We start from the raw sequence: 15084 nt of genomic DNA, 5'->3' as shown, positions 1-15084 counted from the left end.
GTTTGCCGAGTCCGGCAGTTGGCCTATGGGTTGGAGTTAATGTCCAATCTTTGTATTACCAGCAGGCTAGGAGGAGACAAGTCGTAGGCCTTTACCTTTGTTCTTAAGTGTCGTGCCCATACCGACGGTCTTTCGTTCCGCGATGACCGATTTGCGGGGTGGCTGCTGCGCCCGGAGCTCATGCCGATGGGGAAGTCTGTGCCTGAGTCCGCCCAACAGCCGTTCCCATAGACGGGATGGGTGAGCGCGCTCTTCTGCTCACGGTTGAGAACCTGCGGCTTCGGCATACTTTTGTGCGAGGTAGGCCTGTCTCAACACGCCTAGCTTGCTGGCCAAGGAGCATATTCGTGGCCACCACATCCAATGTGAACGCGCGGAGTAATTCCGGCCGTTCTTTCAAGTCCCGTTTCCGGGCGGCGTTTTCCGCTGTTGCCTGTACGGCAGCGTTGTCTACCGTCGCCACTTTGACCCCGACCGTTGCCAACGCCGATGAGCCGGGCGACGACCTGAAGCGCCTGACCCGGGAACTTACCCGCGGTAGCAGCTCGATCTCCGACGTCGCCGGCGCCATTGCCGACGTCCAGGGCGAGATCTCTCGCCTGGAGGGCGAGATCGGTCGCTACCGCGAGATCGTCAACCAAGCTTTGGTCGACCTCCAGGACGCGCGCACCGAGGCCCAGCAGGCCCGCGACGGCGCCGCCACCGCCAAGGAAGAACTCAACGGCGCCCAGGTCGACGTCGAAAAGGCGCAGGAAAAGCTCGACGAGATTTCCCGCTCGGTCTACCGCCGCTCCGGTACCTCGGACGCGGTGACCAACGCCGCCGGCGCCGACGCGCGGGCGGAGAAGCTGGAGCGCCAGAGCTACCTGGCGGACCAGTCCGATAAGCAGCGTGCCGTCGTCGAAGACCTGGAAAAGGTTCGCACGCAGAAGGCCAACAAGGAATCCCAGCTGCGCCTGGCCAAGGAACTGGCCGACCAGCGCGAGGAGCGCGCGACCTCCGCCGAAGAGGACGCCCGTAAGACCCTGGAAGACTCCCTGGCCGAGGTGGAAAAGATCTCCGCCGAGCGCGACGAACTGGCGCACCAGGAAGAAGACGCCCAGGAAGCATTGGATGCGGCCCGCGGTCACTCGCACAGCGCTAACCGCGGCACTGAAGACGCCGACAAGGATGACAACCAGTCTGCTGCTAGCGGCCGCTCGCAGTCCGCGACTGCGACCTCGACGGCCGCCCCACGGGAGGAGTCGACCTCCACTCGCGCGGGCGCTGAAAACAGCACCTCGGCCCAGGCCTCGACCTCGGAGAGCGCCTCCGCATCCGAGTCTTCTGCCTCGACTGAGTCCGCTGGTTCGTCTGAATCCGCGGAGCCGACCGAGGCCCGCGATTCCTCGGCTACCTCCACCAGCGCGGAGAGCGCCGGCGCGGGCAACAACGGCTCGCAGCAGGATGAGCCGACCGTGCAGGGGCTCGAGTCGGCACCGCGTTCCGGTGCCGGCGATGCCGACTCCGGTGACCAGCTGAGCGCACGCGAGAATGGTTCTTCGGCAGAGGACATGGCAGTGCTGTCGAGCGCGGCCATGGCCGTGGCAGAGGGCATTGTGGCCGGTTCTCAGCCGGTGCACTCGCAGCTCGAGGAAGCTACCGCGGACGAGTCCACCGGTAGCCTTCCGGCCCTGCAGGGCGAGGGTCAGGGCGAAGAGGACGCGGACCTGACGAGCCAGCTGGGCGGCGTGCTGGAGGAGCTCGAGACCTCTGACTCGGTGACCGAAGAGGCCAGCGACGCTGTCTCCGACATGGGCCGCGAGGCTCAGATCGAGGCCGTCATCGCGCGAGCCGAGTCCCAGATCGGCGTGCCTTACGCCTGGGGCGGCGGCGACGCCAACGGCCCGACCCAGGGTATCCGCGACGGCGGCGTGGCCGACTCCTTCGGCGACTACAACAAGGTTGGCTTCGACTGCTCCGGCCTGGTGCTCTACGCCTTCGCCGGCGTGGGCATCTCCCTGCCGCACTTCACCGGTTACCAGTACAACCACGGCGAGAAGATCCCGACCTCCGAGATGGAGCGTGGCGACCTGATCTTCTACGGCCCCAACGCCTCGCACCACGTCGCCATCTACTTGGGTGACGGCATGATGCTGGAGGCCCCGCAGTCGGGCCAGAACGTGCAGAAATCTCCGGTGCGTTACGGGGGTATGGCACCGTATGCCGTACGTCTCATCTAGCGTCGCCAAATATTAAGCCACCAACTTTAGTTGGTACTGTCAGGATTATGACTGACGCACAACAGACTAATCCTGGCTATGACGCCCTCCTCGTTCTTTCTTTCGGTGGCCCGGAAGGAAACGAGGAGGTCGTCCCGTTTCTGGAGAACGTCACTCGCGGCCGCGGCATCCCTCGGGAGCGCCTCGTGAAGGTCGGCGAGCACTATTTCCACTTCGATGGTGTCAGCCCGCTCAATGGGCTCAACCGCGAAATCATCGACAATGTCAAGGGCGAGCTCGCCCGCCGTGGCATGGATCTGCCCATCTACTTCGGCAACCGCAACTGGCACCCGTTTGCCAACGAGGCAGCGGAGCAGATGGCCGCCGACGGCGTGCGCCGCGCGCTCGTCTTCGCTACCTCCGCCTGGGGCGGCTACTCCGCCTGCCGGCAGTACGACGAGGACATCGTCGCCATGCGTAAGCACCTGGCGGAGCAGGGTCTGCCCGAGATTGAGTTCACGAAGCTGCGGCAGTTCTACTCCCACCCGAAGTTCATCGGGGAGATGGCCCGCGCGCTCAAGGACGCGTGCGCGGAGATCCCGCAGGACAAGTGGGACAGCACCCGCGTGCTTTTTACCGCCCACTCGGTGCCGAACGCGCACGACGCCGTCGGCGGCGCGGAAGGCGACAAGAACCTCTACTCCCGCCAGGTGGCGGAGGCGGCCCGGCTCATCGCCGAGCAGGCGGGGATTGGCCGCTACGACCTGGTGTGGAACTCCCGCTCCGGCAACCCGGCCACGCCGTGGCTGGAGCCGGACATCGTGGACCACGCCACGGACATCCACAACGACGAGGGCGTGGATGCGATCGTCGTCTGTCCGGTGGGCTTCATCTCCGATCACATGGAGGTCATCTGGGACCTGGACTCGGAGCTGGCCGAGGCTTGCCGCGAGATGGGGGTCGAGATGTCGCGCACCCGGACCGCCGGGCCGACCCCGGCCTTTACCGAGATGATCGTCGATCTCGTCGAAGAGATGACCGCCGGCGCGCCCCGCGAGGACCTAGGCGAGGTCACCACCCAGGGCTGCACCGTCAACGGCGAGCCCTGCGCCCCGGGCTGCTGCGACATCTGGTCGCTGCGTAAATCCAGCTAGCGGGCGAAATCGCTGAGCGCGTAGGCCACCCCGGCCATGCGCGCCTGGCGGATGTGCCGCCACAGGCGCAGCAGCTGGGGATCCAGGCTGTGATCGCCCAGGCGATCCGTGACGGTCTCGATGATGGCCGCCACGCGATCGGCGCGGGCGAAAAGCTTAGCCGCGCGCCCCGGCACGCACGACGGCAGGCCGGGGGTGTCGTAGAAATCCGCGAGCGTGCCGACGGTAAGCCGGGCGTCGGCGGCGTTTATCTTACGCTGCCCGGTGGCCTCGATGAGCTGCGCGGATTCTTCCGTCGCAGCTGAAAGCACAGCGTTCGCCTCGCCGGGGCTGAGCCAGGCCGGCTCGGGCAGGCGCCCGGCCACCTCGTAGGCGAACCACCAGGTCGCCCCGTCGTGAAAGTCGGGGGCTAAGACCAGGTGGCGGTCAGGATCTGCGGTGCGCACGACGATACCGCCGGCCCCGTTCGCCGCCACGTGTTCCGCGGCCTCCGTACCCGCGGGCAGGGCGGGAGGATCCCCGGGGCCGGAGAGAATCAACCGCAGCGCCGGCTCCGGCCGGGAGCCCGGCGACAGCTCGGCGTCGTCTGCGGCGTTGTCGCGGATGAGCCGCAGCAGCTCAATACCGGGCTCGCCGTGGCGGACATAGACCGGCCCGCCAAGCTCCTCGAGGGCCTGCAGCGTCGCATCCGCCGACTCGTGGTGGTAGAGCCAGGCTCCCAACCAGACGGCGGTGTTTTGCAGTGGTAACCACACCTCGGCGCGCATATCCATGACGGGACAGTCTAGTAGATAAGATATTCCGCCATGAGCTTCAACTCCCGAGACCCCTACGGCGGCGATATTTTCGCCGGACACGCGCGCAAGCAGCCGAAGAACTACCCCGAGGTGCCTGCCGAACCCGGGCTCGTGGTGGAGGTCCGCGGGGACGAGCAGGAATTTACCGGGGCGGTCCAAGGCGTGGATAAGACGGTCTTCGGCGAGGTCGTTCGGCTCGCCGACCGCCACGGCAACGAGCGGGTGTTCAACCTAGTCAAAGGCGGCTTCCTCATCGAGGGCAAGCCAGTGACCCTGGTGCGTTACGTGGAAAAGCAAGCCCCGCGCCGCTCGAACTCCGGCTCCCGGCGGGTGGAAAACCTCGAGGCCAAAGTCGCCGCGCCGTCGCGCATTTGGGTCGAAGGCATCCACGACGCCGCGATCGTGGAGAAGGTCTGGGGCCACGACCTGCGCGTCGAGGGCGTGGTCGTCGAATACCTCGAGGGCTTAGACAACCTGCCGGAGCGGCTCGCGGAGTTTCGCCCCGAGCCCGGGCGCCGCATTGGCGTGCTGGCCGACCACCTAGTCGAAGGTAGTAAGGAGAGCCTGCTGACCCGCGCGGTCGGCCCGGACTGCCTGGTCACCGGGCACCCGTACATCGATATCTGGGCCGCGGTAAAACCGGAGCGCCTGGGCCTTAAGAGCTGGCCGGAAGTGCCCTACGGCGAGGATTGGAAGACGGGTATCTGCAAGCGCGTGGGCTGGTCCGATCCGAAGGAAGGCTGGCACCGCGTCTACAGCGCGGTGAATTCCTTCCGCGACCTAGAGCCCAGCCTGATCGGCGCGGTCGAGCGCCTCGTGGACTTCGTGACCACCCCGGAGCTTTCCAAGGAGGACCTGCTCTAGGCCTGGTTGCCGCGCTCCAAAAGGCGGACGGCTAGTTGCCAGCCGGCGCTCTCGGCCGCCCAGCCGGCGGCTTGCAGGCGCTGGGACATCGCCTGCTTGGAGATGCCGAGCTCCTCGGCCGCCTCTTTCTGGTTGTAACCGGAACGCACCAGGGAGGTGGCCTCGCGCCCCTCGGCGGTGCGCTTATGGAGCACGTAGCCGAGCAGTCCGAAGGCGGCGGCGATGTCGTCCGCCTCCGACTTGCGGGCGCGCACGTCCGTCTTGGCCCGGACCTGGCCGGCGCGGGCGGAGCGCCCCAAGGCCCCGGAGGCCGTCGCGCGTGCCACGGCTTTGTCGGTGGCGCCGGGGCACAGACCGATCCCGACGGCCCAATCGCCGTCGGCCAGCAGCGCCATGACGACCTCGCAGACCGACGAGGGGGAGTCGACCACGGTGCAGATGTCCTCCACGCCGAGGATGGTGAAATCGTCGACGCCGTCGAGGGTGGCGAGCGCCTGGGCGGAACGCTTGACGAGGTCGGCGCGGTGCATGGAGGAACCGCGGTAGCGAGCGTGCACGGCGAGCATAGGGATCCAGCTCCTTCCCGGAAGTGGCCAATAGGGAACTATGGCAAGGCAAAAGCCTTGACCTTTTCTTTTAGTCTACTTCCTGGGCTTGACTTAGTTGAGGTTGGGGTAGCCGGGACTCAACATAGAGGCCGCCCAGCCCGGCGGCTGCGGCAAGGAGGAACGCGGCGAGGATCCAGGGGGAGAGCCCGCTCGTGAGGGCCTCGCCGAAGAAGACACCGATGACCGTCGTGGGGATGGAACCGACCAAAGTCGCGCTGACGAATTGCCAGAACGGGATACTCGTCAGGGCGGCGGTGTAGTTGAGTAGGGAGAAGGGCACGCCCGCCACCATGCGCAGGCTGCAGATGGCCAGCCAGCCGCGGCGGGCCAGTCGGGCGTTAAGTCCGGCCACCGCCGGGTGGGATAACCGCGGGCGCATCCACTCGCCGAAGAGCTTGCGCACGCCCAAGAAGGCGAGCGCGGCCGATACCGTCAGGCAGACCAGCGCCAGGCTAAGCCCTAGCACCGGCCCGAAGAGGATGCCCGCCGCCACGGTCCAGATGGTCCGCGGAAGGGGAAAGAGGGTAAAGACGATATAGGACAGCGCGAAAAGCACTACGAAGAAATCGCCGTACTGCTGCGCGCCGGCCCGCAGGTCGGCCAACTCGGGTACGTCGACATAGCGCGCCGCCACCGCGAGGGCGGCCACGGCCACGAGGATGACCAGCCAACGCCGCCAGCCCAACCCACACAGCGTGCGCACGGCGTCGCGCGCGACCTGGGCCAAGAAGCTGCCGAAGCTGCGCAACCAGCCCCACGCGGAGTTCTCATCGTGCATGCCGGCCACCTTGCTCTATGCCTGTGCTCTCTATCAGTGTTGTGCGAAGTCGACGTGGTGCAGAAAGAAAAATCCCGCGTTCTTGTTCGAAGAACGCGGGAGAGTCATTGTGCCCGGAGGGGGACTTGAACCCCCACGTCCGTTAATAGGACACTAGCACCTCAAGCTAGCGCGTCTGCCATTCCGCCACCCGGGCAGGGTGTTTTCAGCCGTTACCGGCTTCGGCACTCCCAAAACTCTAGCCTGCCGGCGGCGGGCAAACAAATCGCCAGCACAGGGCCGTAAACGCCCGCGTGATTATGGAACCATTGTTAGGGAGTTCCTTTCCTTCCCCGAGTGGGCAAGGGAGGGCGGCTGCCCTCCGCGGGCGCGGTCCAGGCAACTGGCGGGGCAACTGGCGGCGCAGTTCCACTTTTTGAACTGCGCCAAACTCTGGGGTGCGGTGGGAGGATGAATATGGTGCGCGTTACTGACAGACACGGAATGTGTTTTCCGGTACAAATGGGAGTATGACTTCTTACAACGATTCTCGATTCCCTGGCCCCGATCCTTATGCGCCGCTGCGGGATCTCCCGTCGTTCGCTTTGTCCTCGTCCGACCTCGTCGACGGGGACGAGATCGAAGAGCGCTTCCGCGCGCCGGAGAGCATCTCCCCGCAGCTGGAGTGGTCCAACCTGCCGGAGGGCACCAAGTCCCTGGCCGTGACCTGCTTCGACCCGGATGCCCCAACCGCCGCCGGTTTCTGGCACTGGGCGGCCTTCAACATCCCGGCCGATGTCACCGAGCTGCCCACCAACGCGGGCGCCGCCGAAGACCTCGGCATCGAGGGCGTTATCTCCCTGCGCAATGACTCCGGCAAGCGCACCTACCACGGGCCGCAGCCGCCGGCCGGCCACGCCCCGCACCGCTACCTCTACGCAGTGCACGCCGTGGACACGGAAAAGCTGGACATTGATCCGGACGCCACCCCGACGGTGCTGGGCTTCAACCTGCACTTCCACGCGATTGGCCGCGCCATCCTGTGGGGCTGGTACGAGGAGAAGTAGTCCTCACTGACCCTATGGCCAACAACGACAATCCCGGGGTGACGATCCCGCTGCAGCTGCGAGTGGGCGGAGCCTTTATCGCCGTCGCACTCGTCCTCGTCATCATGACCATCGTCGCGGTACTCACCGAAGGGTGGATGAGCCCCTTCGTGTGGACCCCAGCCCGCGTGGCGCTGGTGGTCGCCGCGCTCATCATCGGCGCCTTCGCCACCATCCGCAAGGACCAGCGCCCCAGCATCACTCAGGTGGTGGCCCTGGGCGGGGCGGTGCTGATTATCATCGCCAGCCGTTTCCTGCCCAGTGCCGAGCTGGCCGTGATGGGCCAGTGGTGGCTGCTCATCTACGCCGGCCTAGCGCTGGTCTGCGCGCTCGTGCTGCGCCGCAGCCTGGCCCCTCGCTCCTAGGAAGTCAGTGCCCAGCACGGGCTGGCGGGCGGCCGGACGCGCTGGCACACTACCTAGAAATGAAAAGCGCCGAAAAGAAGAAGCTAGGGCTGCGAAGGCAGCCCTAGCTTTTGTTTATGTTTCGCTCCTTGTTGGAAGGGATTAGTTCTTCCACGGCAGGCCGGAGCCGACCGCCTCGCTGATGTTGCTCAGGCCGTGGGCGCGGATCTGCTCGGCAATCCCTAGGTGGATGTCGCGGATCCAGTCCGGGCCGCCGTAGATGAAGGGGGTATAACCCTGCAGGAGGCTGGCGCCGGCCGTGATGCGCTCCCAGGCCTGCTGCGGGGTGAAGATGCCGCCGACCGAGACGATGGGCAGCTCGCCGCCCAGGTGCTCGTGGAGCAGGCGCAGGACCTCCAGGGAGCGCGCGGCCACCGGCGCGCCGGAGACGCCGCCGGCGCCCATGTCCTCGACCTCTGCGGCCGGGGTCTTGAGCCCCTCGCGGGAGATGGTGGTGTTGGTGGCGACAATGCCGGCCAGGCCGACCTCGCGGGCCAAGTCGGCGACGGCGAGGACGTCTTCGTCGGACAGGTCCGGGGCGATCTTCACCAAGACCGAGGCCGGGGTTACCTCGGCAACGGCGGTGAGGATGGGGCGCAGCGATTCCACGGCCTGCAGATCGCGCAGGCCCGGGGTGTTCGGAGAGGAGACGTTGACCACCAGGAAATCGGCCAGCGATCCCAGAACTGAGGCCGAACGGCGGTAGTCGTCGACGGCCTGGTCCACCGGGGTGACCTTGGTCTTGCCGATGTTGATGCCAATGACGTCGTCGCTGCGGCGGGCCCGCAGATTGCGGGCTACCTCCTCCGCGCCCTGGTTGTTGAAGCCCATTCGGTTGAGCAGACCCTTGTCCTTGGGCAGGCGGTAGAGCCGGGGAGCCGGGTTACCCGGCTGGGCGGCCGCGGTGACGGTGCCGAGCTCGGCGTAGCCGAAACCAATGGGCCCCCAGGCGTCCGCCGCGGTGGCGTTCTTGTCGAAGCCGGCGGCCAGGCCGAGCGGGCGCGGGAAGTCCACGCCGAAAACGGTCTGACGCAGGACCGGGTCCTTGACCGGCAGGACCTTGTTCAGCCCGCGGTTGACCGGCCACGCGACGTGGAAGCCGTGGAGGGCCGAGCTCATCAGGTGGTGGATGCGCTCGGCATCGATCTGGAACATGGCTTTGAGCGCGGCATCGTAAACCTTGCCCCGGACGGTGCGGAAGATGGTGGGCATGGTGGAAACTCCTTAAATGTCTTTAATGATCTGCAGTCCGTCGCCGGAGGCGGAGGCAATCGCGATGGTTCCGTCGCTGAGCGCGACCATGTGCTGGGCGTTGGCCACGGTGGAGACCTTGGCGCGCTCCTCCGGAACGCCCTTGGAGATCTCGAAGGCTTGCGCCTGGTTGTTGTCGGTCGTGGTCGTCCACGCCAGCTGCCGGGATTCGTCCCAGGCCGTGGCCCACGGCACCCCGTCGGTGTTGCCGTACTGGTGCAGGCGGATGACGTCCTCGGCGTTGTAGATAGCGATCCGCTTGCCCAAGGTGTCGGAAACCACGATGGTGCCGTTCTCACCGACTGAGGCCTGGCCCAGGCCGACGCCGACGCGCAGGCGGCCGCCCGCGCGGGACTGCTCCCAATCCAGTGATTGGATGGTGGAATCCGCGCGCAGGGTACGCACCACGTTGTCCGTGCCGTCCTGGTTCGGTACCGCCAGAAGCTGGTCGGTCGGGTCCTCGACGGCAAAGGAATCGCTGCGCTTTCCGTCCTTGTAGATGGCGACGTCGGAGCCTTGGTTGGAGGCCACGAAAAGCTCGCCGGTGGAGGTCCGGGCGGCGGCGGTGACGGGGAATTCCTCGTCGACCGCGATCTTCTCCGGCTGTGTGGGGCGGGCCGGGTCGAAGGAGAGAACCTCGGTGCCGCAGCCGAGCAGGAACTCGTTGTCGGCGGCCGAAAGCTGGCCGCAATCGGTCGGGATCTCCACCACCGCGGCGGAGCCGTCCTGGAAAGCGGCAGCATCGCCCACGGCCAGGTGATCGGAGCTGCGCACGGCGATGGTCTCGCCGGTGGCGGCCATGTCGGTTACCTCAGCGACCTCGCGGGGGAGCTGGGCGACCTCGCCGTCGGGATCCGCGGCGGCGGGGGATTCAGCCGGGGTGGCGTTGCCGACCGTGGCGGAGTCGTCCGCCTCCTCTTCCGGCGGGGTTTGTTGGCACCCCGCCAGAGCCAGGGCGGAGACTGCGGAGACAGTCATTACTGCGAAACCGGTCTTAGAAGTCACAAACAGTCATCCTAGCAGTGAGACCTCCAAATCCAGCAGTCCCACCAGCCGCCGGAATCGGCCGGGAACGCCACGGGGCAGTGGGGAGGCGGCGCGAGTTAATCAGAACTGTCCGGAAGGTGTGAGCTTGCTTCGAAAGTCAGACTCGCCCGGGGTGGTCCTCGCGTGGGTGGCGGGGGCGTCAGTATGCTGTTCCGGGTGAATAACGTGCAGTACCTCGCCCAAGCAGGCGTAGAACAATCAGATATGTCCTGGTTGCAAGTCATCGTCTTGTCGGTAGTCCAGGGCCTTACCGAGTTCCTCCCCGTCAGCTCCTCGGGGCATTTGCGCATTGTCTCCGAGCTCTTCTGGGGCCAGGACGCTGGCGCCTCCTTCACCGCGGTCATCCAGCTCGGCACCGAGCTGGCCGTCGTGGTCTATTTCGCCAAGCTGATTTGGCAGATCCTGTCCGGCTGGTTCCGTGGCTGGGTCGACAAGGACTCGCGCGGCCAGGACTGGAAGATGGGCTGGATGGTCATCGTCGGTTCCATCCCGATCGGGATTATCGGCTTCTTCGGCAAGGACCTCATCCGGGACGCGCTGCGCAACCTGTGGATCACCGCGGCCATGCTGGTCCTGTTTTCCTTCGTGTTCATCCTGGCCGAAAAGATGGGCAAGAAGACCCGCGGCTTCGACGAGCTGACCATGAAGGACGCCATCATCATGGGCCTGTGCCAGTGCCTGGCTCTCATCCCGGGTGTGTCCCGCTCCGGCGGCACCATCTCCGGCGGCCTCTTCTTAGGGCTTGACCGCGAGGTGGCCACCCGCTTCAGCTTCCTGCTGGCCATCCCGGCGGTGCTGGCCTCCGGCCTGTTCTCGCTGGGCGATGCCTTCGGCCCGACCGTGGGGCAGTCCGCCACCGGCACCCAGCTGCTGGTCGGCACGGGCATCGCTTTCGTCGTCGGCTACGCCGCGATCGCCTGGCTGCTGAAGTTCGTGGCCAACCACTCCTTCTCTTGGTTCGCCGCCTACCGTATCCCGGTCGGCCTCTTTGTCATGGCCCTGCTGGCCTTCGGCGTGCTGCAGCCTTAAGGAGTAGGGCTAGCGTCGGACTCGCCCGTGGGTCGTACAGGCCCGGCTGTGGCGTTATGCGCGTCGGCGGGACTCGGCGTTACGATGGTGGGCATGCATACTTGGCCCCAGCCCGAAATCCAGCCCGTCCCGGGCGCTTCTGTTCCCCTGCAGCTTTTTGATTCCGCGGACCGCGCCGTCCGCGAGGTTAAGGTCGACGGCCCGCAGGCGGGTGTGTACGTGTGCGGCATTACCCCGTACGACTCCACGCACCTTGGGCACGCGGCGACCTACGTGACCTTCGACCTGGTCAACCGCATGTTGATGGACAACGGCCACGACGTCCACTACGTGCAGAACATCACCGACGTCGACGATCCGCTCTTTGAACGCGCCGAGCGCGACGGCGTCGACTGGCGCGAGCTGGGCACCTCCCAGATCGATCTCTTCCGTTCCGACATGGAGCTGCTGGAGGTCATCCCGCCCCAGGACTACGTCGGCGCCATGGAAGCGGTCGACGAGATTGTCGAGCTGGTCCAGAAGCTGCTCGACCGCGGCGCCGCCTACGTGGTCGATGATCCGGAGTACCCGGATGTTTACGCCTCCATCGAGGCCACGGAGCAGTTCGGCTACGAGTCCAACTACAGCCGCGAAGAGATGGAGAAATTCTTCGCCGAGCGCGGCGGGGACCCAGACCGCGCCGGCAAGCGCAACCCGCTGGATGCCCTGCTCTGGCGGGCGCACCGCGACGGTGAACCGGCCTGGGAGTCCCCGTTCGGGCCCGGTCGCCCGGGCTGGCACGTCGAGTGCTCGGCTATCGCGACCAACCGCCTGGGCAAGACCTTCGAGATCCAAGGCGGCGGCAGCGATTTGAAGTTCCCGCACCACGAGTTCTCCGCCGCCCACGCGGAGGCCGGCCTGGGCGTGGACCGCATGGCCGATTTCTACGTCCACACCGGCATGATCGGGCTGGACGGGACCAAGATGTCTAAGTCCCTGGGCAACCTCGTCTTCGTCCACAAGCTGGTGGAACAGGGCGTGGAGCCTTCGGCCATCCGCATCGGCATCTACGCCGGCCACTACCGCAGCGACCGGGACTGGTCGGATGAGGTCCTGGCGGCCGCCCAGCAGCGCCTTTCTCACTGGCGCGAGGCCCTGGAGCACGCCGGCTCCCGCGAGCGGGCCGAGGAACTGGTCCAGGACATCCGCGCCGCCTTGGCCGACGACTTGGATACCCCGCGCGTGCTGGAGGCCCTCGACGAGTGGGCCGCCGGCGAGCGCGGGGAGGACGATCCTGCCGCCCAGCAGCTGGTGACGGTTGCGCTGCGAAGCCTGCTCGGCGTGCGAGCGTAGCGGAATTGAGTAAGAATTAAGCGCATGAGCATTCGCGCAGATTTCCAGCCCACCGTCGACGAGTTCATTGCCAACCTTAAGTCTTTCGCCACGGGTGACTACCTAAAGGAAGACGAGAAAGAGTTCTGGGACCAGCCCTTCGATCCCGCGGTCCTGCCGGACCTCAAGGAGATTATCGAAGGCCTGCTGGACGACCTAGACGCGGTCCCGGACGATCCGAACGGCGACGTCCTCTCCGCGGTGATCGCCAAGCGGCAGGTGGAGCTGGTCGCCTTCAACAAGGCCAACGACTACGCGGTGCTGGAGCCGGAAGAAAAGGAAGAGCTCGCCGAGCTCGTTTACTCCGCTTCCGCCGCGACCGGCGCGGACGACGAGGCCCTGGCGCAGATCCCTGAGCCGGACTAGCCCCCGCCGCCACGCCACGGCGCCATAGCTGGCGCAGCAGCGCGCCCGCGCACCCGGGCGCGAATTTGCCGACCCAAGAAGAAAGTAGTCACGAATTTCTATGCCGCTTCCTAGCGAGTCCCACCTGGACCAAGCCGCAACAACTCCGGGCGATACCGGCTTCCCGGCCCGGCCCCGGGCCATCTTCTGGGACATGGACGGCACGCTGACCGACTCTGAGCCGCTGTGGGCGGAAGCGACGTTCTACCTCTCGGAGACCCTGGGCAAGCGCCTGACGCCGACGGAACGGCTGGCCACGGTCGGCTCGACCTTCGCCACCACGCTGGAGATCTGCGCGGCGAAGGCGGGGGTCACGCTGACCGAAGAGGATTACCCCAAGTACCGGAAGCTGATGTTTTCCAAGGTGCGGGAACTTTTCGCCGGCAACCTGGAGGTCTTTGACGGCGTCCGGGAACTGCTGCGCGAGCTCCACGCGGACGGTATGCCAATGTTGGTGACCACCAACACGGAGCGCTACGTCGCCGACGGGGCCATCGCGGCCATCGGGCCGGAGTTTTTCTACGACACGATCTGTGGCGACGAGGTGCCCACCGGCAAGCCGGCGCCGGACATGTACCTCCAGGCTGCGCGCAGCGTCGGCGCCGACCCGGGGGACTGTCTGGTCTTCGAAGACTCCACGGCCGGCATGACCGCGGCGGTCGAGGCGGGCTGCCGGGTCATTGGCCTGCCGGAGGACGACCACGTCGCCGTGCCAGACGGGGTAGTGCAGATTTCGCAGCTGCACGGCCACCGTCACCTAGCCCCGGCTGGGGCTGCGGATGTCTACGCGTGGTGGCAGCAGATAACCGCATATCGGGGGTAGAAAAATAGCGCTTGCGACCTACTGGCTAATTTCTATGGAACAATAGATGGCGTGAAAACCTTCGATGATTTATTTGCAGAGCTAAAGACCAAGGCCACCGAGCGGGAGGAAGGGTCCGGCACCGTTGCCGCCCTGGACCATGGTGTGCACCACATCGGCAAGAAGGTCATCGAGGAAGCCGGCGAGGTCTGGTTGGCGGCAGAGTACGAATCCGACGAGGAGCTCTCGGAGGAGATCTCGCAGCTGCTGTACTGGACCCAAGTGATGATGCTGGCCCGTGGCCTCGAGCCCAAGGACATCTACAAGTACCTCTAACGCCCGCGCTGCGCTGCCTCTGGCGCACGGCGTACCCAGTCCATTCGAGTACACACGAGCAGGGAAGAAAGACACACGCATGATCACTATCGCAGTGCCCAACAAGGGCTCGCTGTCCGAAGCCGCGATGTCCATCTTCGCGGAAGCCGGGTACAAGTCCCGCGGCAACTCCAAGTCGCTCAACGTCGTCGACGAGGCCAACGGGGTGGAGTTCTTCTTCCTCCGCCCGAAAGACATCGCCATCTACGTGGCCAAGGGCGTGCTGGACATCGGCGTGACCGGCCGTGACCTGGCCGCCGACGCCAAGGCCGACGTCCAAGAGATCCTCGACCTCGGTTTCGGCGGGTCGACCTTCCGCTACGCCGGGGTCAAGGGCGAGGGCTGGAGCGTGGACCAGCTGGGCGGCAAGCGCATCGCCACCTCCTACCCGAACCTGGTCCGCAAGGACCTGGCCGAGCGCGGCTTGGAGGCCGAAGTCATTCGCCTGGATGGGGCAGTGGAGGTCTCCATTCGGCTTGGCGTCGCCGACGTCATCGCCGACGTGGTCTCCACCGGCCGCACCCTGCGGGAGCAGGGGCTGGAGCCTTTCGGCGAGCCGCTGATTAGCTCCGAGGCCGTGGTCATCCAGCGCAAGGGCGCGACCGTGGGGCGCGAGGAGGAGATCCTCCTGGGGCGTCTGCGCGGTATTCTCAACGCCCGCCGCTACCTGATGATCGACTACAACATCGCGGAGGAAAACCTCCCGGCTGCCTCGGAAATCACCCCGGGGCTGACCGGCCCGACGGTGTCTCCGCTGGCGCGCGAGGGCTGGGTCGCGGTGCGCGCGCTGGTGCCTAAGAAGCAGGCGAACCAACTGATGGATGATCTTTCAGGCCTCGGCGCCGAGGCAATTCTGGGTTCCGAACTCCGCATTGCCCGCATTTAGGGGTACACCTTCGGCGCGAGGATTCTA

Annotated in this window: 16 protein-coding genes and 1 tRNA gene; 11 read left to right on the top strand and 6 right to left on the bottom strand. The window is 66.1% G+C overall.

What is annotated here, in order from left to right; all coding sequences use genetic code 11:
- Positions 1-347 precede the first annotated feature (347 nt).
- Positions 348-2222: a DIP1281 family NlpC/P60 protein gene (locus tag ACEE23_RS00465; protein ID WP_368526513.1), complete on the top strand. Its 1875-nt coding sequence runs from the start codon at positions 348-350 to the stop codon at positions 2220-2222.
- A gap of 47 nt (positions 2223-2269) precedes the next feature.
- Entirely contained in the window at positions 2270-3355 is a 1086-nt protein-coding gene (locus ACEE23_RS00460; protein WP_448871208.1) for a ferrochelatase, read from the top strand.
- Here the strand turns inward: ACEE23_RS00460 and ACEE23_RS00455 are convergent.
- Positions 3352-4128: a hypothetical protein gene (locus tag ACEE23_RS00455; protein WP_368519325.1), complete on the bottom strand. Its 777-nt coding sequence runs from the start codon at positions 4126-4128 to the stop codon at positions 3352-3354. The genes ACEE23_RS00460 and ACEE23_RS00455 overlap by 4 nt on opposite strands.
- A gap of 33 nt (positions 4129-4161) precedes the next feature.
- Here ACEE23_RS00455 and ACEE23_RS00450 point away from each other — a divergent pair, with 33 nt between their 5' ends.
- Positions 4162-5016: a DUF3097 domain-containing protein gene (locus ACEE23_RS00450; RefSeq protein ID WP_448871210.1), complete on the top strand. Its 855-nt coding sequence runs from the start codon at positions 4162-4164 to the stop codon at positions 5014-5016.
- Here the strand turns inward: ACEE23_RS00450 and ACEE23_RS00445 are convergent.
- From ACEE23_RS00445 to ACEE23_RS00435, 3 genes are all read right to left on the bottom strand, one after another.
- Positions 5013-5582: a MarR family transcriptional regulator gene (locus tag ACEE23_RS00445; RefSeq protein WP_448871212.1), complete on the bottom strand. Its 570-nt coding sequence runs from the start codon at positions 5580-5582 to the stop codon at positions 5013-5015. The two genes, ACEE23_RS00450 and ACEE23_RS00445, sit on opposite strands and share 4 nt — an antisense overlap.
- 70 nt (positions 5583-5652) lie before the next feature.
- Entirely contained in the window at positions 5653-6402 is a 750-nt protein-coding gene (locus ACEE23_RS00440; RefSeq protein ID WP_368521153.1) for a TVP38/TMEM64 family protein, read from the bottom strand.
- A 110-nt stretch (positions 6403-6512) separates the two neighbouring features.
- Positions 6513-6598 (bottom strand) — tRNA-Leu (locus ACEE23_RS00435).
- A 313-nt stretch (positions 6599-6911) separates the two neighbouring features.
- On the opposite strand from ACEE23_RS00435, the gene ACEE23_RS00430 reads away from it, so the two are divergent.
- Positions 6912-7448, top strand: a complete 537-nt coding sequence (locus ACEE23_RS00430) for a YbhB/YbcL family Raf kinase inhibitor-like protein (protein ID WP_368519329.1) — start codon at positions 6912-6914, stop codon at positions 7446-7448.
- A gap of 14 nt (positions 7449-7462) precedes the next feature.
- Complete coding sequence (locus ACEE23_RS00425; RefSeq protein WP_368519330.1) at positions 7463-7852, top strand: hypothetical protein; 390 nt, start codon at positions 7463-7465, stop codon at positions 7850-7852.
- 141 nt (positions 7853-7993) lie between these two features.
- On the opposite strand, the gene ACEE23_RS00420 is transcribed toward ACEE23_RS00425, so the two are convergent.
- Together ACEE23_RS00420 and ACEE23_RS00415 are read right to left on the bottom strand one after the other, a co-directional pair.
- A complete protein-coding gene (locus ACEE23_RS00420) occupies positions 7994-9103 on the bottom strand; it encodes a quinone-dependent dihydroorotate dehydrogenase (protein ID WP_368519331.1) in 1110 nt (369 codons plus the stop codon).
- 12 nt (positions 9104-9115) lie between these two features.
- The gene (locus tag ACEE23_RS00415) at positions 9116-10147 is read right to left on the bottom strand and encodes a hypothetical protein (protein ID WP_368519332.1); all 1032 of its coding nucleotides are present in this window, start codon (positions 10145-10147) and stop codon (positions 9116-9118) included.
- A gap of 246 nt (positions 10148-10393) precedes the next feature.
- Between ACEE23_RS00415 and ACEE23_RS00410 the strand changes: the two genes are divergently transcribed.
- The 6 genes from ACEE23_RS00410 (at position 10394) to hisG (ending at position 15057) form a co-directional block, all read left to right on the top strand.
- A complete protein-coding gene (locus ACEE23_RS00410; RefSeq protein ID WP_368519333.1) occupies positions 10394-11218 on the top strand; it encodes an undecaprenyl-diphosphate phosphatase in 825 nt (274 codons plus the stop codon).
- Between the two features lie 93 nt (positions 11219-11311).
- Positions 11312-12550, top strand: coding sequence for a cysteine--1-D-myo-inosityl 2-amino-2-deoxy-alpha-D-glucopyranoside ligase (mshC, locus tag ACEE23_RS00405; RefSeq protein ID WP_368521152.1), 1239 nt, complete (start codon positions 11312-11314; stop codon positions 12548-12550).
- A 24-nt stretch (positions 12551-12574) separates the two neighbouring features.
- A complete protein-coding gene (locus tag ACEE23_RS00400; RefSeq protein WP_448871216.1) occupies positions 12575-12955 on the top strand; it encodes a hypothetical protein in 381 nt (126 codons plus the stop codon).
- A 100-nt stretch (positions 12956-13055) separates the two neighbouring features.
- Complete coding sequence (locus ACEE23_RS00395; protein WP_368521150.1) at positions 13056-13817, top strand: HAD family hydrolase; 762 nt, start codon at positions 13056-13058, stop codon at positions 13815-13817.
- A gap of 51 nt (positions 13818-13868) precedes the next feature.
- A complete protein-coding gene (locus ACEE23_RS00390; RefSeq protein ID WP_368519337.1) occupies positions 13869-14132 on the top strand; it encodes a phosphoribosyl-ATP diphosphatase in 264 nt (87 codons plus the stop codon).
- A gap of 79 nt (positions 14133-14211) precedes the next feature.
- Positions 14212-15057 (top strand): ATP phosphoribosyltransferase, encoded by an 846-nt coding sequence (gene hisG, locus ACEE23_RS00385; RefSeq protein ID WP_368521149.1) that lies wholly within the window; start codon positions 14212-14214, stop codon positions 15055-15057.
- Positions 15058-15084 lie beyond the last annotated feature (27 nt).

The sequence above is a fragment of the Corynebacterium sp. 32222D000AT genome, assembly GCF_053546955.1.
Note: the sequence above shows the minus strand (reverse complement) of the source record. Positions and strands in the feature narration are given on the sequence as shown.